General features: G+C 63.4%; 22 protein-coding genes. 11 read left to right on the top strand and 11 right to left on the bottom strand.

Annotated features, from left to right (window positions below; translation table 11 throughout):
• Positions 1–96 precede the first annotated feature (96 nt).
• From ACYCCG_RS07345 to ACYCCG_RS07325, 5 genes are all read right to left on the bottom strand, one after another.
• A complete protein-coding gene (locus tag ACYCCG_RS07345) occupies positions 97–1,344 on the bottom strand; it encodes an NAD(P)/FAD-dependent oxidoreductase (protein WP_459669915.1) in 1,248 nt (415 codons plus the stop codon).
• 2 nt (positions 1,345–1,346) lie between these two features.
• Positions 1,347–2,924, bottom strand: a complete 1,578-nt coding sequence (locus ACYCCG_RS07340; protein WP_459669914.1) for an aldehyde dehydrogenase (NADP(+)) — start codon at positions 2,922–2,924, stop codon at positions 1,347–1,349.
• Positions 2,925–3,076: 152 nt separating this feature from the next.
• Positions 3,077–4,024 carry a dihydrodipicolinate synthase family protein gene (locus tag ACYCCG_RS07335; RefSeq protein ID WP_459669912.1) on the bottom strand — a complete coding sequence of 316 codons (948 nt, stop codon included), beginning with the start codon at positions 4,022–4,024 and terminating at the stop codon, positions 3,077–3,079.
• Between the two features lie 42 nt (positions 4,025–4,066).
• Complete coding sequence (locus ACYCCG_RS07330) at positions 4,067–4,993, bottom strand: 4-hydroxyproline epimerase (protein WP_209967556.1); 927 nt, start codon at positions 4,991–4,993, stop codon at positions 4,067–4,069.
• A 23-nt stretch (positions 4,994–5,016) separates the two neighbouring features.
• A complete protein-coding gene (locus tag ACYCCG_RS07325) occupies positions 5,017–6,630 on the bottom strand; it encodes an APC family permease (RefSeq protein WP_176685074.1) in 1,614 nt (537 codons plus the stop codon).
• 377 nt (positions 6,631–7,007) lie between these two features.
• Here ACYCCG_RS07325 and ACYCCG_RS07320 point away from each other — a divergent pair, with 377 nt between their 5' ends.
• A complete protein-coding gene (locus tag ACYCCG_RS07320; protein ID WP_459669909.1) occupies positions 7,008–7,790 on the top strand; it encodes a helix-turn-helix domain-containing protein in 783 nt (260 codons plus the stop codon).
• Here ACYCCG_RS07320 and ACYCCG_RS07315 read toward each other — a convergent pair.
• Positions 7,778–8,665: a LysR family transcriptional regulator gene (locus tag ACYCCG_RS07315; RefSeq protein WP_176685826.1), complete on the bottom strand. Its 888-nt coding sequence runs from the start codon at positions 8,663–8,665 to the stop codon at positions 7,778–7,780. The two genes, ACYCCG_RS07320 and ACYCCG_RS07315, sit on opposite strands and share 13 nt — an antisense overlap.
• Positions 8,666–8,806: 141 nt before the next feature.
• On the opposite strand from ACYCCG_RS07315, the gene moaB reads away from it, so the two are divergent.
• Positions 8,807–9,325, top strand: coding sequence for a molybdenum cofactor biosynthesis protein B (moaB, locus tag ACYCCG_RS07310; protein WP_102885781.1), 519 nt, complete (start codon positions 8,807–8,809; stop codon positions 9,323–9,325).
• A 46-nt stretch (positions 9,326–9,371) separates the two neighbouring features.
• On the opposite strand, the gene ACYCCG_RS07305 is transcribed toward moaB, so the two are convergent.
• Together ACYCCG_RS07305 and moaA are read right to left on the bottom strand one after the other, a co-directional pair.
• On the bottom strand, positions 9,372–10,271 hold the full coding sequence (locus ACYCCG_RS07305) for a bestrophin family protein (protein WP_176685822.1): 900 nt from the start codon (positions 10,269–10,271) through the stop codon (positions 9,372–9,374).
• A gap of 20 nt (positions 10,272–10,291) precedes the next feature.
• Positions 10,292–11,296, bottom strand: a complete 1,005-nt coding sequence (gene moaA / locus ACYCCG_RS07300) for a GTP 3',8-cyclase MoaA (RefSeq protein WP_176685823.1) — start codon at positions 11,294–11,296, stop codon at positions 10,292–10,294.
• Positions 11,297–11,520: 224 nt separating this feature from the next.
• Here moaA and ACYCCG_RS07295 point away from each other — a divergent pair, with 224 nt between their 5' ends.
• A complete protein-coding gene (locus ACYCCG_RS07295; RefSeq protein ID WP_176685824.1) occupies positions 11,521–13,851 on the top strand; it encodes an FdhF/YdeP family oxidoreductase in 2,331 nt (776 codons plus the stop codon).
• 109 nt (positions 13,852–13,960) lie between these two features.
• Here ACYCCG_RS07295 and ACYCCG_RS07290 read toward each other — a convergent pair whose 3' ends face one another.
• Positions 13,961–14,422: an Lrp/AsnC family transcriptional regulator gene (locus tag ACYCCG_RS07290; RefSeq protein ID WP_459669906.1), complete on the bottom strand. Its 462-nt coding sequence runs from the start codon at positions 14,420–14,422 to the stop codon at positions 13,961–13,963.
• 92 nt (positions 14,423–14,514) lie between these two features.
• On the opposite strand from ACYCCG_RS07290, the gene ACYCCG_RS07285 reads away from it, so the two are divergent.
• A complete protein-coding gene (locus ACYCCG_RS07285) occupies positions 14,515–15,696 on the top strand; it encodes a trans-sulfuration enzyme family protein (protein ID WP_209967548.1) in 1,182 nt (393 codons plus the stop codon).
• A gap of 589 nt (positions 15,697–16,285) precedes the next feature.
• Here ACYCCG_RS07285 and ACYCCG_RS07280 read toward each other — a convergent pair.
• Complete coding sequence (locus ACYCCG_RS07280) at positions 16,286–16,522, bottom strand: YdcH family protein (RefSeq protein ID WP_209967547.1); 237 nt, start codon at positions 16,520–16,522, stop codon at positions 16,286–16,288.
• Between the two features lie 253 nt (positions 16,523–16,775).
• On the opposite strand from ACYCCG_RS07280, the gene ACYCCG_RS07275 reads away from it, so the two are divergent.
• From ACYCCG_RS07275 to ACYCCG_RS07260, 4 genes are all read left to right on the top strand, one after another.
• Positions 16,776–18,413 (top strand): phosphoethanolamine transferase, encoded by a 1,638-nt coding sequence (locus ACYCCG_RS07275; protein ID WP_459669904.1) that lies wholly within the window; start codon positions 16,776–16,778, stop codon positions 18,411–18,413.
• Between the two features lie 186 nt (positions 18,414–18,599).
• On the top strand, positions 18,600–19,733 hold the full coding sequence (rnd, locus tag ACYCCG_RS07270; RefSeq protein WP_176685783.1) for a ribonuclease D: 1,134 nt from the start codon (positions 18,600–18,602) through the stop codon (positions 19,731–19,733).
• Complete coding sequence (locus ACYCCG_RS07265; protein WP_021783370.1) at positions 19,730–20,023, top strand: YcgL domain-containing protein; 294 nt, start codon at positions 19,730–19,732, stop codon at positions 20,021–20,023. Before rnd ends, ACYCCG_RS07265 begins: the two co-directional genes overlap by 4 nt.
• A 2-nt stretch (positions 20,024–20,025) precedes the next feature.
• Positions 20,026–20,958, top strand: a complete 933-nt coding sequence (locus ACYCCG_RS07260) for a D-2-hydroxyacid dehydrogenase (RefSeq protein WP_209967543.1) — start codon at positions 20,026–20,028, stop codon at positions 20,956–20,958.
• 114 nt (positions 20,959–21,072) lie between these two features.
• On the opposite strand, the gene ACYCCG_RS07255 is transcribed toward ACYCCG_RS07260, so the two are convergent.
• Positions 21,073–21,666 (bottom strand): nitroreductase family protein, encoded by a 594-nt coding sequence (locus ACYCCG_RS07255; protein WP_176685785.1) that lies wholly within the window; start codon positions 21,664–21,666, stop codon positions 21,073–21,075.
• A 145-nt stretch (positions 21,667–21,811) separates the two neighbouring features.
• Here ACYCCG_RS07255 and ACYCCG_RS07250 point away from each other — a divergent pair, with 145 nt between their 5' ends.
• Genes ACYCCG_RS07250 through ACYCCG_RS07240 form a run of 3 tightly spaced genes read left to right on the top strand, consistent with a single transcriptional unit; the run spans position 21,812 to position 23,730 of the window.
• Entirely contained in the window at positions 21,812–22,261 is a 450-nt protein-coding gene (locus ACYCCG_RS07250) for a YcgN family cysteine cluster protein (RefSeq protein WP_176685786.1), read from the top strand.
• Between the two features lie 38 nt (positions 22,262–22,299).
• Positions 22,300–23,508, top strand: a complete 1,209-nt coding sequence (locus ACYCCG_RS07245) for a hypothetical protein (protein ID WP_176685787.1) — start codon at positions 22,300–22,302, stop codon at positions 23,506–23,508.
• Positions 23,509–23,514: 6 nt separating this feature from the next.
• The gene (locus ACYCCG_RS07240) at positions 23,515–23,730 is read left to right on the top strand and encodes a hypothetical protein (RefSeq protein ID WP_370844815.1); all 216 of its coding nucleotides are present in this window, start codon (positions 23,515–23,517) and stop codon (positions 23,728–23,730) included.
• The last annotated feature ends 29 nt before the right edge of the window (positions 23,731–23,759 follow it).

Here is a 23,759-nt window from a genome sequence, read left to right as displayed (position 1 = left end):
TTCGCGGGCAAGCCCGTCCCCACAGAGACACCACAGGTGTCAGATGCTGCACCCTCTCTGTGGGAGCGGGCTTGCCCGCGAAGAGGCCGGTAAAGACTAAAACCGATCCAGTCGGTATGCACCCATCTCAGGCCCACCAGCCTGCTCAGCCAACCGCCCCACCCATTCCGCCGTCACCGCCGCCTGGGTCAACCCCAGGTGCTGATGCCCGAACGCCAACAGCACCCGCCCATCGCACACCCTGTCGATCACGGGCAATGAGTCCGGCAACGAAGGCCTGAACCCCATCCACGGTGTTGCCCCTTCGACGCTCAAGTCGTGACGGAACAACCCCTTGCTCAACCGGTGCAACTGCCAAGCCCGCTGCATGCTCGGCGGTGCCTGAAGCCCGGCAAACTCCACAGTGCCAGCCAGGCGCAAGCCTTCGGCCATGGGCGTCATGATGAACTTGCGCTCAAGCGAGGTGACGGCAAACGGCAGGCGTTGGTGCTCACCTGGCAACATCAGGTGGTAGCCGCGTTCTGTATCCAGCGGCAACCGCTTGCCTGTCAGCGCGGCGGTCAGTTTCGCAGAGTGCGCACCACAGCTGACAAGTACCTGGCGGGCATTGAGCATGCCTTGGTCGCTGGCAAGGCTCACGCCGGCACTGTGTAGCTGCCCGCCATCGACCTGCGCCTGGACAAAGCGTACCCCGCTGGCCTTGGCCGCTTCGAACAATTCGCACACCACCCGATAAGGGTCGATGAAGTGCCCGGTGCGTGGAAAGAACAGTCCGCCCAACAGTGACGGGCTGAGCTGCGGCGCCGCTTCGCGCACGGTTTTGGCGGACCAGAAGTCCACCGGCACCGCCTGCTGTTGCATGCGTGTGCGCAACGCCTCCAGCGCCTGGCGTGACTCAGGTTTCTCGAACACCAGCAACGAACCATCCTCTTGAAACAATTCGCTGCGTCCGATCGAGCTCAACAGCCGGTGCCAGGCGCCCAGGCTGCCTTCGTTCAATGTGCGGATGCCAGCCACGCTGCGCTGGAACGGCGCCGGGCGCAGGTTTAGCAGCAGCCGCGTGAACCACGGCATGGCCTTGGGCAGGTATTTCCAGTCCAGGCGCAGCGGGCCCATCGGGTCGAGCAGCATGCGCGGCAGGCGCTTGAGGATCGACAGGTCGGCAATCGGGAACACTTGCTCGGTTGCCAGGTGCCCGGCATTGCCGAAGGACGCGCCGAGGCCGGGCGCCTGGCGGTCGACCAGCGTTACCCGATGGCCCTGGCGGGCCAGTTGCAGGGCACAGGCGACGCCGACAATGCCGGCGCCCACCACGGCGATATCGGTTTCAGCGGTTTCGACCATGCTCAGTCTTCCCGTTTACCATCAAGCAGGCGCCGCAGCTGCAGCGGGTTGCCGTGTTTCAATGCCTGCGGCAGCAGCGCATCGGGGACGTCCTGATAGCAAACCGGGCGCAGGAATCGCAGGATCGCCGCCGTACCCACCGAGGTGGTGCGTGCATCGGAAGTGGCCGGGAACGGCCCGCCGTGGACCATGGCATCGCACACCTCGACGCCGGTCGGCCAGCCATTGACCAGAATACGCCCGGCCTTGCGCTCAAGGGTGGGGAGCAGGGCGCGAGCGCTGTCGATGTCGGCCTCGTCCAGTTGCAGGGTGGCGGTCAGCTGACCTTCCAGCTGTTCGGCTACCTGGCGGACCTGCTCATCGTCGGTGCAGGCAACGACCAGCGACGCTGCACCGAACACTTCAGCCTGCAACGCCGGGTCGGCGAGAAACGCTTCGGCCTGGGTTACGAACAACTGTGCCTGGCACTGGTTGGGGCCCTGACCGGTTTGGCCACTGGCGATGGCCTGGGCACAGGGGTTGTCTGCCAGGGCTGCGATACCGGCCTGGTAGGCACTGAAAATGCCGGGGGTGAGCATGGTTTGGGCGGAGGCCTGCTGCACGTACCCGGCGGCTGCAATGATGAACCGCTGCAATGCCGGCCCCTGCCGGGCGATTACCAGGCCAGGGTTGGTGCAGAACTGGCCGGCGCCCTGGGTCAGCGAGGCGACGAAACCTTGTGCCAGTGCTTCGGCACGGGCTTGCAGGGCGGCGTCGAACAGGAACACCGGGTTGATCGAACTCATCTCGGCATACACCGGGATGGGCTCCGGGCGCGCCTGGGCGGCTTGGCACAACGCCATGCCACCGCTGCGCGAGCCGGTGAAACCAACGGCCTTGATACGTGGGTCGCTGACCAGGGCAATGCCCACTTCGCGGCCGGAGCCATAAAGCAGCGAGAACACACCCTCCGGTAAGCCGCACTGCTTCACTGCTTGAGCCACTGCCTGGCCGACCAGCTCACTGGTGCCGGGGTGGGCACTGTGTGCCTTGACCACCACGGGGCAGCCAGCGGCCAGTGCCGACGCGGTGTCACCACCGGCCACCGAGAAGGCCAGCGGGAAATTGCTGGCGCCGAACACGGCGACTGGCCCCAGGGCCACCTGGCGCTGGCGCAAATCAGCGCGGGGGAGGGGCTGGCGCTCAGGCAGGGCGCTGTCGACCCGCACGTCCAGCCATTCGCCGGCCCGCACCACACGGGCAAAGGTGCGTAGCTGGGTGCAGGTACGACCACGCTCGCCCTGAATGCGCGCCATGGGCAGTCCGGTTTCGGCCACGGCGCGGTCGATCAGGGCATCGCCTAGGGCCTCGATCTGTATGGCGATGGCTTCAAGGAACTCTGCTCGTTGTTCGAGCGAAGTTTCGCGGTAGGTATCGAATGCCGCCCAGGCCAGCGCGCAGGCCTGGGCCACCTGTTCGCCGGTGCCGCCGAGGTAGGCCGGCCCCAACGTCTGGCCGGTGCTTGGGTCGATGGCACGGATGGCTTCGCGGCTGCCGGTTACGGGCCTCTGGCCGATCAGCAGGTTGCCTGTGAGGGTCATGGAGCCTCCTTGGAAATCTAATGCAGATGCATGGGGGGGATTACGACCCCTGTAGGAGCGGGTTCACCCGCGAACACCGGCGAAGCCGGTGCCATGCACCGGGTCGCCTGATTCGCGGGCACGCCCGCTCCCACAGGTAGAGCAGTGGCTGCTCAGGCGATGTTCTGCTCAGCCGACCAGCTGGCGTACCAGCTGCGGAACAGCGCGTACTGCTGTTCGGCATAGTTGCGCTGAGCGTCGGTCAGGACGTCGGTCTCGTTGAAGTGCAGGCTGTACTCGGTGTCGCCGTTCAGCACCATCAAGTGCTTGTAATACAGCACCAGGTCGCAGCCCTCATCGAACGACGACAGCACCGCCAGCGCCGCTTCCAGCTCGCGCGCCAGGCGGCGGGCACGGGCGTCGCCTTTGACCGCCTGTTTGCTCAGGCTCACCAGTTGCAGCACTTCGCGCGGTAGCGCGTTGCCGATGCCGGTGATGGCGCCGGTGGCGTTGCAGTTGACGAAGCCATGCACCACCTGGGTGTCGACGCCGACCATCAGGGTGACATCGTCATCCTTGGAGGTAATGTGTTCGGCGGCGTAGCGCAGGTCGGCGCCACCGCCGAACTCCTTGAAGCCGATCAGGTTGGGGAACTCGCTGCGCAGTTCGAAGAACAGGTCGGCGCGGGTGGCAAAGCCGTAGTAAGGGCTGTTGTAGATCACCGCCGGCAGTTTCGGTGCGGCAGCGAGGATGGCCGAGAAATGGTGCTTCTGGGCGATCAGCGAAGCACCGCGGCTGAGCACGCGGGGGATGACCATCAGGCCGGCGGCGCCAACCTTGGCGGCGTGTGCAGCATGCGAAACCGCCTCACGGGTGTTCACCGCGCCCGTTCCGACGATGGTCGGGATGCCGGCCGCCACCAGGCGCGCCACGCCTTCCTGGCGCTCGGCCTCGGTCAGCAGCGGCCAATCACCCATCGAACCGCAGTACACCACCGCGCTCATGCCGGCCTCGATCAGCTCGCGGCCCTTGCGCACCAAGGCGTCGAAGTCCGGTTTGCGCTCGGCGGTGCACGGGGTCATCAGGGCGGGCATGGTGCCGGTGAAGATGTTGTCATTCATTGTTGTCACTCCTGGCAAAGTTCAGTCGGGAAAAGACCGGGGTCAGATGCCCCAGGCGAATGGGTCTTGTTCGTCGATCAGCAGGGTGCTGTCGGCGGTCATATAGGCGCGGCCGGTGATGAACGGGCGAATGCGTTCGCCGTCGCGCACGTAGCGGCCATGGAACTGGCTGCCGGTGATGCTGGCCTGCACCCAGGTCTGGCCTTCGGCGAGCTTGCCGTCGGCGGCCAGGCAGGCCAGCTTGGCGCTGGTGCCTGTGCCGCATGGGGAGCGGTCGTAGGCCTTGCCGGGGCACATCACGAAGTTGCGGCTGTCGGCTTTGGAGTCGTCGGCGAACAGCTCGATGTGGTCGATGGGCGCGCCGTTTTCGCCGGTGACGCCCTGGGCTTCCAGGGCCTTGAGCATGGCCCAGGTGTACTCGGTCAGCACTTCGCGGTTATCCAGCTCGATCCTCTGGCCGTGTTCGGACACAAGGAAAAACCAGTTGCCGCCCCAGGCAATGTCGCCGCGCACCACGCCATGGCCGGGCACGTCCACTGCCACATGCTGGCGGTAGCGGTAGGAGGGCACGTTGGCGACGGTGATGGCGCCATCTTCATGCAAGGTGGCGCTGACCTGGCCGACCGGGGTGTCGATCTTGTGCACCCCGGGCGTGATCAGGCCCAGGTGCTGTAGCGAGGCGACCAGGCCGATGGTGCCGTGGCCGCACATGTTCAGGTAACCGGCGTTGTTGAAGAAGATCACCCCGCAGGTGGCATCGGCCGACACTGGCGGGCAGTACAGTGCGCCAACCAGTACATCGTTGCCGCGTGGCTCCAGCAGGCAGGCGCGGCGCCACCGGTCGTGCAGTTCGCGCAGTTCGTCGCGCTGTTCGGCCATGCTGCGGCCGTGCAGTTGCGGAAAGCCCTTCATCACCAGGCGGGTCGGTTCGCCGCCAGTGTGGGAGTCGATGACGTGAATCTGTTTCATGGGCTTGTCCCTTGCGTAAAAGATCAGGAAGCGACGGCAACAGGGCGGCCGTTAGAGGTTTCAGCGCAGGCTTCGCTTTCGTCGTCGCCTTCCAGGCGTACCAGGTGGGCAGGCACGCCTGTAGCCGCGCCCCAGTAGTAGATGCCCAGCGCGCAGGCGGCCACGACCACGGTGTCGAGCGGGTGGCCGATTACCCCCAGGCCGCCGAAGCTGCCCAGCCACGACAGCAGGATGGTCACCGCATAGAACCCGATCAGCCACGCCGATGAGCGAACTTGCTGGGCCAGCGAAAGGTGCTGGGTGGGTACGAAACGGCTGCACAGCAGGTACAGCACGAACATCACGATCTGCAGGGCCAGCAGCCACGACACGGTTTTCCAGCCAGACCAGTACACGATCAGGGCAGCGATGATGAACGACAGCGGGCCGAGCACGGCCATGCCCTTGACCCGGAACGGACGCGGCATGTGTGGTGCATTGCGGCGCAGGGCGGCGACGCTGACCGGGGCCACGGCGTAGCTCAGCACCAGGGCAGCGGACACCACGTTGATCAGCGCTTCCCACGATGGGAACGGCAGGGTCCAGAACACCGACAGGCCAAATGTCAGCCACAGGGCCGGGCGCGGGATGCCGGACTCTGCATCGATGCGGGTGAAGTACTTGAAGAAGGTGCCGGTCTGCGCCCAGCCATAGATCACGCGTGGGGTGGCGTTCATGTAGATGTTGCCGCAGCCGCTTGGCGAGATCACTGCGTCGGCCACCACCAGGTAGGCGAGCCAGCCCACACCCAGGGCCAGGGCGATGTCACGGTAGGGCAGGGCCAATTCCTTGGTCACGCTGGCCCAGCCGTTGGCCAGCATTTCGGTCGGCACGCTGCCAAGGAAAGCCAGTTGCAGCAGCGCGTAGATGGCGGTGGACAGCAGTACCGACAAGATCAGTGCAATGGGGATGGTGCGTTGCGGGTTCTTCACCTCGCTGGCCACCGAAATGATCGGCGTCAGGCCCAGGTAGGCGAAGATGATGCCACCGGCGGATACCGCCATTTCCACCCCGGACAGGCCGAACGGGGCAAAGCCCTGGACCTCGAAGTTTTCCGGTTTGAAGAAGGTGAACAGCACGCCGATCACCAGCAGCGGCACGATGAACTTGAACACGCTGACCAGGTTGTTGGCCTTGGCAAAGGTTTTCACGCTGCGGTAGTTGAGGAAGAAGAACAGCCCCAGCAAGGCGAACTGCACCAGCCAGCCGAGCACGGTCGGGTCGCTGGAGCCGGCCTTGGTCAGCCCGGGAAACCAGGCGGCGGCGTATTGGCGTGAGGCGACCACCTCGATGGCGATCAGGCTGGAAAAGGCGATCAGGGTGATGAAGCCCATCAGGTAGCCTAGCAGCGGGCCGTGCGAGTACACCGGGTAGCGAACCACGCCACCGGCGCGGGGCAAGGCGGCGCCCAGCTCGCAGTAGACGATGCCCAGCAACAGTACGGCGAACCCGCCCAGGAACCAGGAGAGGATGCCGGCCGGGCCGGCGATGGCCGAGACGTGGCTGGCGGCAAACAGCCAGCCGGAGCCGAAGATGGCGCCTAGGCCGATGAAGGTGAGGTCCAGCAGTGATAACTGTTTTTTGAATTTGCCTGACATGGGTTCGCCTTTTTGTTGGTTATTGGATAGGCAGGTCTGATGTCACGAGATGCGGCTTTTGGGGCCGCGCTCTTGTAGGACTTGGGCGGCTTGCGTGGGGCATAGAGTGAACCGGTTGGGGCGGCGGTTCTTGATGGTTTTCTGCAGAGGGGATGACGAAATCGGCACAGTTGCAGAAAAAAAGTGGTAAGGCGCAAAGCGGGGGGATAGGCTCAAAGCCATACCGGATAAGGGTTTGAGAGATGCAGTGCTAGTGTCGGCCCTTTCGCGGGTGAACCCGCTCCTACAGGTACGGCGCAGAATTCGAAATCTGTGGGGGCCCTGTAGGAGCGGGTTCACCCGCGAAGAGGCCGGCCCAGCCAGCAGAGAACCGACAGATGACCGACACCCCCCTGGCAACCCTCTACCAGTCCCTGGACCAGCACCGCCCCGCCACCCTCGAGGCCCTGCTCGCCGGTGTATCGCTGTTGCTGCCGATGCTCGACGCCATCCCCAACGCCGCGATCTTCATCAAGGATTCTGCCGCCCGCTATGCGTTGGCCAACAACACACTGGTCCAGCGCTGTGGCCTCAAGCGCCTGCAACCGCTGCTGGGCAAGACCAGCGCCGAGGTGTTTCCGGCACAGTTTGGCCCCGGCTATACCGAGCAGGATCGACGTGTTCTCAAGGAAGGTCTGGTGCTGGAGGACCAGTTGGAGCTGCACCTCTACGGCAGCCGTGAGCCCGGCTGGTGCCTGACCCACAAGCGCCCGCTGTACAACCCTGCTGGCGAAATCATCGGCCTGGTCGGCATCTCGGTCGACTTGCAGTCAGCCGCTGACAGCCACCCCGCCTATCAGCGCCTGGCTGCGGTGGACGAGCACATCCGCCGGCATTTTCATCAGCCGATCAGCATGGGCGAGCTGACCCGCATCGCTGGTATCTCCGTGGCTCAGTTGGAGCGCTACTGCAAGCGCGTGTTCCACCTCACGCCCCGGCAGATGATCCACAAGGCACGCCTGGAGCACGCCCACCGACTGCTGCATTCGGAGCTGCCGATCACTGAAGTGGCGATGTGCTGCGGCTACACCGATCACAGCGCCTTCAGCCGCCAGTTCAAGCAACTGACCGGCTTTACGCCGCGCCAGTACCGCCAGGCTACCGCCGATCAGGTTGCCTGAAACAGCCCACGGGCCTCGGCAAAGCACTGCTCGGCAATCGCCGAGCGCGGCTCGCTGCGGCGCAGCAGCAGCCCGACCGGGCTGAGGATGGCGGCGTCGGCCACTGGCAGGATTCGCAGGTGCTCGCTGAGGTCTTCCAGGCCGCAGTCCAATGGCATGATCGCGCAGCATATGCCGGTGTTGATGGCCTGGATAAGCTGGAAGCTCGAGTCGCTCTCAAGCACCGCATTGGGTTCAAGACCACGGCTACGGAAGCTCAGGTCCAGCGACTGGCGGTAGTGCATGCCTTTGCTCAGCAGCCCCAGCGGAATGTCGCCGAGCTCGTCCCAGCGCAGTCGGTCGCTGGCGAACTGGAAGTGCCGCGTGTCGTGCAGCAGGCCCATGGTGGTGGTGCCGAGTTCGATCACTTCGAAGAAGCTGGTGTTGACCTGGTCCAGGTAGCAGATACCCAGGTCGAGCTGGTTGCGGCTCAGGCCGTCGAGGACCTGTTCCGAACTCAGCGAGCTAAGCTGAAAGTGCAGTTCGGGGTATTTTTCGCGCAGGGGCAGCAGCAGGTGCATGGGATTGAAGCTGGCCAGCGGCACCGTGCCCAGGCGCAGGCTGCCGACCACTTGGCCACGGCAACTTGCAGCCTCGGCCTGCAGGCCGTCGTGGGCCGCGAGCAGGGTGCGGGCCCAGGCCAGGATGCGCTCGCCGGCCTCGGTGAAGCCTTCGAAGCGCTGGCCACGCTTGACCAGCACCAGGTCCAGCTCATCCTCCAGGTTGCGCAGGCGCATGGACAGCGTCGGCTGGGTGATATGGCACAGCGCCGCCGCCTGGCCGAAGTGGCGGGTCTGGTCGAGTGCGATGAGGAACTTGAGCTGCTTGATGTCCATGGAAGTGCCTGGCGTCTGATTGTGCAGACCATAACCCACGTCTGCGATAGATGTCATTGATCGGCCGGTACGCCATATCGATTGGACGCACCTGGGGCTATGCCTCTAGCGTGGTGAAAATGCCCTTCAAGGAGCTTCATTGTGCGCGTCCAACTTGATGCGGTCTTCGTACCGCTGAACATCGCCGTGCTGACTGTCAGCGACACCCGTACCTACGACAACGATACTTCCGGCGAGCTGCTGGCCAACCGCTCGGTCGAGGTCGGTCACCGGCTGGTGGCGCGAGCGCTGCTCAAGGACGACCTGTACAAGATCCGCGCTCAGGTGGCCAGCTGGATTGCTGATGAACAGGTGCAGGTGGTGCTGATCACCGGCGGTACCGGCTTTACCGGGCGCGACAGCACACCCGAAGCGGTCGAGTGCCTGCTGGACAAGCGTATCGATGGGTTTGGCGAGTTGTTCCGGGCATTGTCGATTCTCGATATTGGCAGCTCGACCGTGCAGAGCCGGGCGTTGGCCGGGTTGTCCAACCGCACGTTGGTGTGTTGCCTGCCGGGCTCGACCGGAGCCTGCCGCACCGCCTGGGAAGGGATTCTGGCCGAGCAGCTGGATGCACGGCACCGGCCATGCAACTTCGTCAAACACCTGTTGCCGATGTAGGAGCGGGTTTACCCGCGAAGAGGCCAGAACAGGCAACCACCCACGGTCAGCTCAACACATACCCCACCGGCAACAAGGCGGGAGGCAGTTGCTGTTCCCCCAATCCGGCCAGCACATCGCGCTCCACCGTCCGCACCATGGCATCGGTCGGCAGATCGTTCTCATCGCGCCCGAACGGGTCTTCCAGCTCGTTGCCGATCGCATCCAGCCCGAAGAACGTGTACCCCACGATGGTGGTGAACAGCGGTGCAAGCCAGCCCAGCGGCTCGGCCAGGGCAAACGGCAGCAGCAGGCAGAAAATGTAGATGGTACGGTGCAGCAGCAGCGTGTAGGGGAACGGCAAAGGCGTGCCCTTGATCCGCTCGCAGGTGGCCTGCACTTCGGTCAGGCCCACCAGACGTTGTTCCAGCAGGTTGTAGCGCCATTCGCTGATCTGTTGCTGCGCGGCCAACCGTGAACAGTGTCCACCGATTTCACGCAGGATGCCGTCGCACACATTGTGCGGGCTGATCGCATCGGCCTGGGCCAGCCACGGTCTGGCAGCTGCCCGTTCGTCCTCGTTACGCAGCCGGGCATTGAGTGCATGAGCGAAACCACACAAGTTGCGCAGCAGTTCGGTGCGCAGTGTTTCGTCGGCAATCGCCACGCTTTCCCGCACGAACGAGCGGGTTTCGATAATCAGTTTGCCCCAGGCCTTGCGCCCCTCCCACCAACGGTCATAGCACGCGTTGTTGCGAAAGCTCATGAAGATCGACAACGACAGGCCCAGCAAGGTGAACGGCGTGGCGCTGACCGGGTAGAAATACGCCGGGTAATGCCGCTCGACCAGCACGATCAGCGCGGCTAGCAGTGTCACCATCAGGCAACGCAGGGCAATGCGTTTGACGATCGACCCCTTGAGGGTGAACAACACGCGCAACACATCGGTGGAGGGGGGGACGATCATGGAAATCCAGAGACGGCTGCTCAGCCGCCGGTCATGTTCATGAAGCGCAGGATCTGCACATCGCCACCGACTTCGAAATGATGGCGATAGGGCTTGAGGTGCAGCGAGTCGCGAATGGCCTTTTCCAGGCGTTCGGGGTTGCCAGGGTGGGCGCGCAGCACGTGCTTGAGGTCTACCGAGTGTTCGTTGCCCAGGCACAGCAGCAGGCGGCCTTCGACGGTAAGGCGCACGCGGTTGCAGGTGGCGCAGAAGTTGTGGCTGTGCGGTGAAATGAAGCCGACCCGCGTATTCGCGGCTTCGGCCAGGCGCCAGTAACGGGCCGGCCCCATGGACGATTCGGTCGATTCGATCAGCGTGAACTGCTCGGCCAGGCGTGCCCGTACTTCATCGCTGGAGCAGAACGATTCGCCACGTTCATGCTCGCTTATCACCCCCAGCGGCATTTCCTCGATGAAGGTGATGTCCAGTTCACGTTCGATGGCAAAGCGCACCAGATCGACCAGTTCATGGTCGTTGCGGCCTTTGAGGACCACGCAGTTGAGTTTGGTGCGTTTGAAACCCGCCTGGCGTGCGGCGTCGATACCGGCGATTACCTGGGCAAGGTCGCCGGTGCGGGTCAGTTGCTTGAAACGGTCGGCATCCAGGCTATCCAGGCTGATATTCAGACGTGTCACCCCGGCGTCGAACAGCGGCTGAGCCAGGCGCCCGAGTTGCGAGCCGTTGCTGGTCAGGCACAGCTCGCGCAGGCCGGGCAGGGCGGCGATGCGCCCGCACAGGTCGACGATGCCCTGGCGTACCAGTGGCTCGCCACCCGTCAGGCGGATCTTGCGGGTGCCCAGAGCGACGAAGCGTTCGGCCACCTGGAACAGTTCTTCGAGGCTGAGGATTTGCTGGCGCGGCAGAAACTGCATGTCTTCGGCCATGCAGTACACGCAACGGAAGTCACAACGGTCGGTGACCGACATCCGCAGGTAGTCGATTTTCCGGTTGAAGCCGTCGATCAGGGCCCGGCTGTTCTGTTCCACGTTCGCACTCGAATGGGTTGGGACATGACTCCAAGCTATAACCTGGCTGCAGGGCCGTCAAATTGCTTTGCCTGACCGGTTGATCGATGGCCTCTATCGCTTGGTATGGCATCTGGCGGCCCGTGATCGAAACCGCTTATCACGCCGTAAGATCTTTCGATTGGACGCGGCCTCCCCACGCTCCATAGGCTGGAAAAAAGCATCGAAGCGTGAGGATTCATCGCATGAGCCAGGACGAACACATCAGGGACTACAAGGGCGCCGCCGCCGGCTGGGGGGCGCTGAAAAGCGTGACCAAGAGCTGGCTGGGCAGCGACAACGCCTTCAAGAACCTGCGGGCCATGCTCAAGACCAACCAGAACGGCGGCTTCGACTGCCCCGGCTGTGCCTGGGGCGAGTCGCCGGAAAGCGACATGGTCAAGTTCTGCGAAAACGGCGCCAAGGCGGTCAACTGGGAAGCCACTGGCCGTTCGGTGGACCCGGCATTCTTCGCCAGGTACAGCGTCAGCGCGCTGAAGGAACAGACCGACTACTGGCTGGAATACCAGGGCCGCCTCACCCACCCGATGCGTTACGACGCCGCCACCGACCACTATGTCGAAACCACCTGGCAGGAGGCCTTCGAGCTGGTCGCCAGGCATCTGCGTGCGCTTGAGTCGCCAGATGAGGCCGAGTTCTACACCTCGGGCCGGGCCAGCAACGAGGCGGCGTTCCTCTACCAGCTGTTCGTGCGCGCTTACGGCACCAACAACTTCCCTGATTGCTCGAACATGTGCCACGAAGCCAGCGGCGCGGGTATGTCGGAAACCCTTGGGGTGGGCAAGGGCACCGTGGTGTTCCACGACCTGGAGCTGGCCGACGCGATCTTCGTCATCGGCCAGAACCCCGGCACCAACCACCCGCGCATGCTCGAACCCCTGCGGGAAGCGGTCAAGCGTGGTGCCCAGGTAGTCTGCTTCAACCCGTTGAAAGAGCGTGGCCTCGAGCGCTTCCAGCACCCGCAGCACCCGTTCGAAATGCTCAGCAACGGCTCCGAGCCGACCTCCAGCGCCTACTTCCGCCCGGCCTTGGGTGGGGACATGGCGGCAATGCGCGGTATTGCCAAGTACTTGTTGCAATGGGAGCGCGAGGCGCAGGCCAAGGGCGAGCCGGCGGTGTTCGACCATGCCTTCATCGCCGAGCACACCAGCGGCGTCGACGATTACCTGGCGGCGGTGGACGCCACGTCCTGGGAGCACATCGTCAAGCAGTCGGGCTTGACCCTGGCCGAGATCGAGCTGGCCGCACGCATGTATCGCAAGGCCGAGCGGGTCATCATGTGCTGGGCCATGGGCGTCACCCAGCATCGCCATTCGGTGCCGACCGTGCAGGAAATCGTCAACCTGCAGCTGCTGCGCGGCAACGTCGGCAAACCCGGCGCAGGCCTGTCGCCGGTGCGTGGCCACAGCAACGTGCAGGGTGACCGTACCATGGGTATCGACGAGAAGCCGTCGGCGGCGCTGCTCGATGCCATCGAAAAACGCTTCCAGTTCAGTGTGCCGCGTACCCATGGGCACAACGCGGTGTTGGCGATCAAAGCCATGGAAGAGGGGCGGGCCAAGGTGTTCATCGGCTTGGGCGGCAACTTTGCCCAAGCCACCCCGGACACCGCGCGCACCCACGCGGCGCTGCAGAATTGCGCGTTGACCGTGCAGATTTCCACCAAGCTCAACCGCTCGCATCTGGTCACCGGCCGCGATGCGCTGATCCTGCCGTGCCTGGGCCGTACCGAAATCGACCTGCAGGCCGAAGGGCCGCAAGGCGTGACCGTGGAGGACACCTTCAGCATGGTGCACATCTCCAACGGCCAGTTGCGCCCGCGCTCGCCGCATATGCGCTCGGAACCCTGGATCATCGCCGGCATGGCCAAGGCTACGCTGGGCAACCAGCCGATAGACTGGGAGTTTGCGGTGGCCGACTACAGCCGTATTCGTCAGATGATCGCAGACGTTATCCCTGGTTTCGCCAGCTTCAATGAGCGCTTGCAGCAGCCGGGCGGTTTCCACCTGGGTAACACCGCCGCCGATCGCAACTTCCGAACGGCCACGGGCAAGGCCCGGTTCATGCCCCACGCGCTGCCCGAGGAGTTGGTCAATGCCAAGGTGCTGGCCCGGGGTGACAAACCCGACCTGATCCTGCAGACCCTGCGCTCGCATGACCAGTACAACACCACCCTGTATGGCCTGGACGACCGCTATCGGGGGGTGTTCGGCCTGCGTGAAGTGGTGTTCGTCAATGAGGCCGACATCCGTCGCCTGGGCTTCGAGCCGGGTGAGCAGGTGGACCTGGTGTCGCTGTGGGAGGATGGCGTGGAGCGGCGGGTGTCGGGCTTCCGCCTGGTGGCGTATGACGTGCCCGAGGGACAGGCGGCGGCGTATTACCCGGAAACCAACCCGTTGGTACCGCTGGAAAGTTATGGCGAGGGCACCTACACCCCGACCTCGAAATTTGTGGCGATCAAGGTTGAGAAAGCCAAGGCGGGGAACCGCATTGCGGCGGTGTTGGCCTCGGATTGATGGGGTGCCTGTACCGGCCTCTTCGCGGGTGAACCCGCTCCTACGGGACCTCACAGCGCTTGAGGTTGAGGTGATCCTGCGGGTTTGTCCGCGAAGCATCCAGCACCGGTCAGGCGCGATGCACCGGGTAAGCCGTGGTGTACTTCATCTGCTCCATGGCAAAACTGGAGGTGATGTTCGATAGCCCATCGGTACGGGTAATCAGCTTTTTGTAGAACCGGTCATACGCGGCGATATCGCCCACCACCACCCGCAGCATGTAGTCCCAGTCCCCGGACATGCGGTAGCACTCCATCACTTCCTCGAACCCGGTCACGGTCGCGGCAAACTGCTCCAGCCAGGCGCTGTCGTGGCGCTGGGTCTTGAGCTGGACGAACACGGTAAGCCCCAACCCCAGCCGTTCGGGGTCCAGCAGGGTGACACGGCCGAGGATATAGCCGTCTTCCTCCAGGCGCTTGACCCGCTTCCAGCACGGTGTGGTGGACAGGTTGACGGCCTCGGCCAGGTCCTTCAGCGAGATCGAGGCATCACGCTGTAGCAGGGTAAGAATGTGCTGGTCGAAACTGTCCATATCGTGCGCTGGCCGTGCAGAAAAATATTTCACAGATTACCCCAAGGCCAGACGATTTGGGTTGTGCGATAGTTGCAGCTTTCATTCTGCCAATGGGCCTGACCATGTCCGACAAGCCGCGCAATTTCGCCACCCGTACCATTCACGCCGGCGAGCAGTTCAGCGTTGCCGATAACGCCATTTTCCCGGCCATCGTCACCGCCAGTTCGTTCACCAAGCGCAGCCTGGATGACAAGCCGGAATATTCCTATAGCCGCGTCGGCAACCCCACCCGGCATGCCTACGAAACCTGTGTCGCTGCCCTGGAAGAAGGCGTGGGCGCTGTGGCCTGCGCCTCGGGAGTGAATGCCACCGCAACCGTGCTTGAGCTGCTGCCCAAGGATGCCCACGTGGTGGTGATGAACGGCGTGTACGGTGGCACATTCCGCATCATGGAAGATTACCGCAGCCGCACCTCGGGGCTGACCACCACTTATGTCGATCTCAACGACCTTGAAGCCGTAGCGGCTGCGATCAAGCCGGAAACCCAGCTGATCTGGATCGAATCGCCGACCAACCCGTTGCTGCACCTGGTCGACATCAAGGCGGTGTGCAGCCTGGCCAAGGCGCGGGGGATTCTTACCTGCATCGACAACACGTTCTGCTCGCCGTGGAACCAGCGCCCGATCACCTTGGGCGTGGACTTGGTGATGCACTCGGCCAGCAAGTACATCGGTGGCCACTCCGACCTCACCGGCGGTGTGGTGGTCGCCGCCAATGACGCGCTGCTGGCACGCCTGCGCCGCATCAGCATGGCGATTGGTGCGGTGCAGGGGCCGTTCGACTGCTACCTGGCCCTGCGCGGCCTGAAGACCCTGGATGTGCGCATGGAGCGCCAGTGCGCCAATGCCCTGAAGGTGGCGCGCTTCCTGGAAGGCCACGCGCAGGTCGAGCAGGTCTATTACCCGGGGCTGGAAAGCCACCCACAGCATGAACTGTGCAAACGCCAGATGCGCAGTGGCGGGGCAGTGGTGGCGATGAAGGTCAAGGGCGACCGCGCCGCGCTCAACCGCCTGGTGGAGGCACTGCAGATTTTTGTGCTGGCAGACTCGCTGGGCGGGGTTGAGAGCATGATCAACCATTCCTGGAGCATGTCGCACTGCTCGCTGAGCCCGGAGCAGAAAGGGGTGATGGGGATCAGCGAGAACCTGCTGCGGTTGTCGGTAGGTATCGAGGACTACCGTGATCTGGTCGAGGACCTGGATGGGGCGTTGAAAGCGCTGGTTGCTGTGTGAGGGCTGCTGGCCCTTTCGCGGGTAAACCCGCTCCTACGACGGTCTGCGCATTGGCGTAGGTGCGGGTTTACCCGCGAATACGGTAGCGGCGACAACGGTGAACGGCCAGGGACATTGGCCAGCAGGCCCGGCCCTTTCGCGGGTGAACCCGCTCCTACGACGGTCTGCGCATTGGCGTAGGAGCGGGTTTACCCGCGAATACGGTAGCGGCGGCAACGGTGAACGGCCAGGGGCATTGGCCAGCAGGCCCGGCCCTTTCGCGGGTGAACCCGCTCCTACGACGGTCTGCGCATCGATGTAGGAGCGGGTTTACCCGCGAATACGGTGGCGGCGACAACGGTGAACGGCCAGGGACCTTGGCCAGCAGGCCCGGCCCTTTCGCGGGTGAACCCGCTCCTACGACGGTCTACGCATTGGCGTAGGAGCGGGTTTACCCGCGAATACGGTGGCGGCGGCAACGGTGAACGGCCAGGGAAATTGGCCAGCAGGCCCGGCCCTTTCGCGGGTGAACCCGCTCCTACGACGGTCTGCGCATCGGTATAGGAGCGGGCTTGCCCGCGAAGAGGCCGGTGGATTCAATAGATGCCTGTCAGGATTTGGGCGGATGAATGATCCGTTCGATCTTGTCCTTGATCAGCAACCTTTCCTTGCGCAGGCGGTTGACGGCCTCGTCGTTGGTACCGTTGCCTTCGGCGGCGACCACCTCCTTGTCCTTGGCGTTGTACTCCTTGTGCAGTTTGTGCAGGTCCTGATCCTTGTCCATGAGCGCCTGGAATGCATCAGCGGTAACGTGCAGGTCAGCGAGCAGATCATGCGGAACTGGCATTTCTTCACCTCTGTCAGGGTTGTCGGTAAGGCTCTGATCACTGAGGATAGCTGTCTTTGCGCAGGCTTGTGACGGCTGCCCAGGCTGAATGGCAGCTGAATGATTTTGAGATTATTTGTAAAAGACGCACCTTCACGAAATTGTTACCGTCTTTTTCACAAAAATTTGATGGTGCCCTTTCTAGAGTTCGCCCAACTTTCCCACGGTGCCTTCTGGCCTGGGGGGTGAAAATCACTCTTGATTGCGAACGCTGATGCTCAACTTCAAATCCCTGCGGACTGAATGGGTCACGCTGCTGGCCAGTCTTTACCTTCTGATCGGCTTCAACATGTTCCTCTGGGAGCACCTGCAAGCGGTGGTTCCTGCCGGCCTGTCGGGGTTGTGGCTAAGCCTGGCGTTTGCCGTGTTGATGCTCTTCGCCTTCAATCTGATCCTCACGTTACTTGCTTTCCGGTATGTATTGAAGCCGGTACTTATCGTGTTGTTCATGAGTGGCGCAGGCGTGGCTTACTTCATGAACCAGTACGGCGTACTTATTGATACCGGCATGTTTCGTAATATGGCCGAAACCAATATTGCGGAAGTGCGCGACTTGATGTCGTTCAAGTTTGCCGCGTATATCCTGCTGCTGGGCGTGCTGCCTTCGGTGCTGCTGTGGAAGGCGAAGATCGCTTACCGCCCCTGGCACCGCGAGCTGCTGGGCAAGTTAGTGGTCGGTGGTGCCTGTGTGGTGACCATCGGTTCGGTCGCGTTGGTCAATTATCAAGGACTGTCGTCGTTGTTGCGCAATCACCATGAGCTGCGCCTGATGCTCACCCCCAGCAATATCGTCGGGGCGTCCATTGGTTATGTCAGCGAGCGTGTCGGTACGGCTTCGCGCCCGTTCCAGCATTATGGTGAAGATGCCAAGCGTGATGCGGCCTGGCAAAAACATGAGCGCAAGTCGTTGACCGTGCTGGTGGTCGGAGAAAGTGCCCGGGCAGACCATTTCGGCGTGCTGGGCTATGACCGCGATACCACGCCCAATCTCGCCAGGGAGCAGGGCCTGCTGGCGTTTTCCGACGTGCACTCGTGCGGTACGGAAACGGCGGTTTCGGTGCCTTGCATGTTCTCGGGCATGAAGCGCAGGGACTACGACGCCCGCGTAGCGAAAAACCGTGAAGGGCTGTTGGACATCCTTCAACGTGCCGGCCTGGCCGTGCAGTGGCGCGACAACCAATCGGGCTGCAAAGGCACCTGCGATCGTGTGCAGTTCATCGATGTCAGCAACCTCAAGGACCCGCAGCTGTGCGCCAATGGCGAATGCCATGACCAGATCCTGCTGCAAGGCCTGGACGCGCTGATCGACAACCTCGACAAGGACACCGTGCTGGTGCTGCACCAGATGGGTAGCCACGGCCCCGAGTACTTCAAGCGCTACCCCAGTGAAGACGAGCGCTTCACCCCGGTGTGCCAGAGCAACGCGTTGAACCAGTGCAGCCAGGAGGAAATCATCAACGGGTACGACAACACCCTTGCTTACACCGACAAGGTGCTGGCCTCGCTGATCGATATCCTGCGCAGCAAGCAAGACAAGGTCGACACGGCGATGATCTACCTGTCCGACCACGGCGAGTCGCTGGGCGAGTACAACCTGTTCCTGCACGGCACGCCGTACGCCATCGCTCCCGAGCCGCAGAAGCATGTGCCGCTGCTGACCTGGTTCTCCGACAGCTACAAGGAGGACTTCGGTATCGACAACGACTGCCTGGCCCGGCTCAGCGATACCCCGTTGTCCCAGGACAATCTGTTCCACTCGATGCTTGGCCTGTTGCAGGTACACACCGAGCTCTACCAGCAGTCGCTGGACATGTTCGCCGGTTGCCGGCCCTGGCTGGCAGCCAAGCGCTGAAGTCAGTCGCGTGTCATGCAGGCTTGGGTGATCCCTGGAGCGGGTAAGCCCGGGCCATACACCGTGTTGCCTTCATTCGCGGGCGCGCCCGCTCCCACAGGGTGGACTGCCCCCTGAAAGCTGGACAGTTTCACCAGCAGTGCCCTCGCCGTATATACTGCGCGCCAATGTTAGTGGGAGAGCCTTGTGGCCATCGAAATTCACTGGATCCGTGACGACCAGAGCCTGGCCGAGCACTGCCGCGACTGGCACCAGCTGCCCTTCGTCGCCGTCGACACCGAATTCATGCGGGTCGACACCTTCTACCCGAAAGCCGGGCTGATTCAGATCGGCGACGGCCAACGTGCCTTCCTGATCGACCCGCTGCTGATCGGCAACTGGCAACCCTTGGCCGACCTGCTGGAAGACAGCGGTGTGGTCAAGGTGCTGCACGCCTGCAGCGAAGACCTCGAAGTGCTGCTGCGCCTGACCGGCAAGCTGCCTCAGCCGTTGTTCGACACTCAGCTGGCCGCCGGTTACCTGAACCTGGGCTTCTCCATGGGCTATTCGCGCCTGGTGCAGGAAGTGCTGGGCATCGAATTGCCCAAAGGTGAAACCCGCTCTGACTGGCTGCAACGCCCGCTCTCGGAAACCCAGGTCAGCTACGCTGCCGAAGACGCCGTGCACCTGGCCGAGCTGTTCACCGTGCTGCGCCCGCGGCTGAGTGACGACAAGTACGCCTGGGTGCTGGAGGACGGCGCCGAATTGGTGGCTGCGTTGCGCCGTGAAGTCGAGCCCGAAAGCCTGTACCGCGACGTCAAGCTGGCCTGGAAGCTGGCGCCTCAACAACTGGCAGTGCTGCGTGAGCTGTGCGCTTGGCGCGAGCGCGAGGCGCGCAACCGCGATGTACCGCGCAATCGTATCCTCAAGGAGCACTCGCTGTGGCCCATGGCCAAGAGCCAGCCGAACAACCTGTCGGCCTTGGCCAAGATCGACGAGATGCACCCGCGCACCATTCGTCAGGACGGTGAGTTCCTCATCCAGCTGATCAAGCGCGCCGCCAGCCTGCCGGCCGAGCAATGGCCAGCGCCCTTGCCCGAGCCGCTGCCGATCGAGGCTGCCGGCCTCCTCAAGCAGTTGCGTGCCATCGGCCAGGCCGAAGGCGAGCGCCTGGGGATTGCGCCCGAGTTGATGCTGCGCAAGAAAGCCCTGGAGGCGCTGCTCAAGAGCGGTTACCCCAATGGCCCTTATAAACTGCCCGATTCGCTGCGCGGCTGGCGCCGTGAGCGCATGGGCCAGGCCCTGCTGGACAACCTGGCAGGCGCCGGAGAAACCCGATGAAACGCATTTGCTCGATCTACAAAAGCCCACGCAAGAACGAAATGTACCTGTACGTGCTCAAGGCTGACGGCCTGGAGCGCGTGCCTGAAGGCCTGCTGCCGTTCTTCGGCACCCCCGTGCACGCTTTCGACCTGGTGCTCAGCCCTGAGCGCAAGCTGGCCCGCGAGGACATCAGCAAGGTGCTGGAGAACCTCGAAAGCCAAGGCTACCACCTGCAGATGCCGCCGCTGGAAGATGAGTACATCGAGCACCTGCCCGAAGAGCTGCTGCGCCGTAACGACCCCGTCTGACCATGCGCGTACTGATTGCTGAGCATGACCATGCTCGATACGCCGAGCTTTTGCGCGCAGCCGCGCCTGAAGTGGAAGTTCTGACCAGCGGCGACTCTGCCGAACTGGCCCGCCAGGCACCGCAGTGCCCGGTGTGGCTGGGCCAGCCGGACTTGCTGGCAAGTCTGCTGCGCCAAGGCCATAAGCCTGCCTGGATGCAGTCGACATGGGCCGGTATCACGCCGTTGCTGGCCGATGGCCTACCGCGTGATTACCGCCTGAGCCGGGCAGTGGGTATCTTCGGTCAGGTGATGGCCGAGTACATGCTCACCTATATGCTAGGCCATGAGCGTGAGGTGCTGGCGCGTCTGGTCAGCCAGGTCGAGCGGCGTTGGGATGACCACCCGGGGCGCAGCCTGGAAGGGCGCAAGGCACTCATTGTGGGTGTAGGCGACATTGGTCAGCGTGTGGCCGAGTTCCTGCAGCCGTTTGGTGTAGAGCTTTACGGGGTCGCCAGCAGCGCCCGTGAGCAGGCGCCGTTCGTCGAGGTGGCGGCGCTGGCCGACCTGCCGCGCATGGTCGGCCAGGTCGACTACGTGCTAAACCTGCTGCCGGATACCCCCGCCACTCATGACCTGTATGACGCAGCGCTGTTCAAGTGCTTCCAGCCCTCGGCCTTGTTCATCAATGCCGGACGCGGTGTAGCAGTGGTCGATGCCGACTTGGTAGGGGCGCTGAAAGAAGGCCATCTGGCCGGTGCGGTGATCGATGTCTGCCGGCAAGAGCCGCTGCCCAGGCAACACCCGTTCTGGAGCGCGTGGGGCTTGTTGCTGACCGGACACAGTTCGGCACCCACCTCGCCGACAGCGATGGTGCGCTTGTTTGTCGAGAATGTGCGGGCTTATGAAGCGGGGCAGGGGTTGCGGGGTGAAGTCGATTTCGCCCGGGGCTACTGATCGCTGTGGCCTGTACCGGCCTCGTCGCGGGTAAACCCGCTCCAGCTCAGGGTGGTGATCCCCCCCGCAGGAGCGGGCTTGCCCGCGAAGAGGCCAGCACTGCCAACACAAACCTTACAGGCTGAAATCGCCTTCAGCAGCCAGCTCGCTCAGCGGTTTGCGCGGGCTCGGCACTTCACGCGCCTGCAGCGCTTCGTCCAGGCTGGCCTTGTCCCCCAGCTTGCCGATCGCCACCATGGCGTGCAGTACGTAACCCTCGGGAATCTTCAGTTCCTGACGTGCCAGGTCCTGATCGAAGCCGGCCATGCCATGGGTATGCCAGCCGCTGATGCTGGCCTGCAGGGCCAGGTGCCCCCAGGCAGAGCCCGTGTCGAAGGTGTGCCATAGCGCCGGTTTTTCTTCCGTAGCGCCCGGGGCCGCGAAGGTAGTCTTCGAAATGACCAGTACCAGCGCCGACGCCTGTTGCGCCCAGCTGCGATTGAAGGGAACCAGCAGGCTCAGGTAACGCTCCCAGTTCGGCGTGTCGCGGCGGGCATAAAGGAAGCGCCAAGGCTGCGAGTTATAGGCCGAAGGTGCCCAGCGGGCGGCTTCGAGGAAGCTCAACAGGGTTTCTTCGCTGATCGGCTCGGCGGTGAAGGCGCGTGGCGACCAGCGGTTGATGAACTGCTCGTTGATGGCGTAATCGGCAATGCGGGGGGTGGCGCTCATGGCGGCTCCTGCAAACGGACGGGAAAAGCGCACGCTACTGCGTGCCGTCGCGACTGACAAGCGGTCTGGCTTTGCCGAAGGCCAGGCTCTAGACTGGCGCCGCTGCGCGCCGTGGCCCCCAAGATGAAGGCAGGAACCCTGTGTGATGATCGCTGAAAACGCGCCGTTCTGGCGGCGCAAGACCCTCGAACAACTCAACCAGCAAGAGTGGGAGTCGCTGTGCGATGGCTGCGGCCTGTGCTGCCTGCAGAAGCTCGAGGACGAAGACGACAACAGCGTCTATTACACCCGCATCGCCTGCAAGTTGCTGGACCTGGATACGTGCCAGTGCAGCGACTACCCCAGCCGCTTTGCCCAAGTGCCGGACTGCATCCAGCTTACCCCGGGCAAGGCCGACCAGTTCAAGTGGCTGCCGAGTACCTGCGGTTACCGTCTGGTCAGTGAGGGCAAGGACTTGCCGGATTGGCATCACCTGGTCTGTGGCGATCGCCAACAGGTCCATGAACAGCGCATTTCCCAGTCGGGGCGTATGCTCAGTGAACACGATGTGCACGAAGACGACTGGGAAGACCACCTGATCTTCCGCGCCAGCTGACCGGCGCGGCCTGCCTCGGGGAAACAAGGAGTTTCTGTATGCGTTGCCAGCTGTTGTTGCTGTTGGGCCTGATGGCCAGTTCGCCGGCCTGGGCGAAAAAGGTCGACCTCGACTACCAGGTGCGCCTGCTGCCTGCCAGTGGCCAGGCTGAAGTGCGCGTTACATTGGCCGAAGGCAGTGTGGTGCGCAGCCTGGACTTCGACCTGAGCAAGGCTGGGGTTTACAGCGGCTTCCAGGCTGATGGGCAATGGCAGCTGAAGGGCCAGCGTGGTGTATGGCAACCAGCGGCCGGCAAGACCAGCCTCAGCTACCGCGTGCAGCTGGACCAGAAGCTTGCCAGCGGCGCCTATTCATCACGCATCACCCCGCACTGGGCACTGTTCCTCGGCGACCAGCTGATACCTCCTGCGCACCTCGACCAACAGGACGGTACCGAGCTGGTGGCGCGCCTGGCTTTCGACCTGCCCGAGGGCTGGAAGAGCATCGAAACGTCCTGGCCGCGCATCGGCAAGGAGAAGTTTCGCATCGACAACGTGTCACGCCTGTTCGATCGCCCGACCGGCTGGATGCTTGCCGGCGACCTGGGCAGCCGCCGCGCTCGCCTGGGCGAAACCGAAGTGACCGTGGCCGCGCCGGTGGGGCAGGGCATGCGACGCATGGACAGCCTGACCTTGCTCACATTCGTCTGGCCACAACTACAGGCTGTGTTCCCGCGCAACCCGCCCAAGCTGCTCTTGGTCGGGGCGCGTGACGGCATGTGGCGAGGGGCTATGGCTGCACAGGGCTCGTTGTACCTGCACAGTGCCCGGCCCATGGTCAGCGAGAACGGCAGTAGCCCGTTGCTGCGCGAACTGGTGCAACTGTTCGCGCAGGTTCACGGGCGTGACGGTAGTGACTGGCTGGTAGAGAGCCTGACCGATTATTACGCCAACGAGTTGCTGCGCCGCTCGGGCGGGATGAGTGACGACCGCTACCAGGTCTGGCAGGCGCGCCTGAGCAAGCAGGGCGCCAAGGTCAACCGGCTCAAGGGTGAGCGCGCCAGTCCGGCGCAGGTGGCCCGTGGCGTGATGCTGTTGCAGGCGCTGGACAAGGAAATCCGCATTCACACCCAGGCCAGGCGTTCGTTGGACGATGTGGTGCGTGGGCTGATGCGCCTGCCCAGCGTCAGTACCGAAGACTTCGTCCAGATCAGCGAGAACGTGCTGGGACGGCGTTCCGATGTGCTGCAGAGCAAGGTGCTGCACTAGGCCTCCCTGGCCCCTGGCAATCGGCAAGGCGACATCTTCAGCAAGTCGCATTTCAGGTGTGTAAAGTCGTACCTGGAATACACCGCCGAGCAGAAACTCAGCATTGTTCACGGGGCGAAACCGAGGAAGGGGAGCGCGCAGCCGACCATCGTCGGCAACGTTGATCGCGACAACCCATGGTTTGTCGAGGCAATGTTCCGCCCGGTTTCGGTGCTGTTCTGACGGAGCTCAGCACCTGGCCGTCCTGTGTT

Source organism: Pseudomonas sp. VEM90 (assembly GCF_054611535.1).
This window is presented reverse-complemented; position numbering and strand designations above follow the sequence as displayed.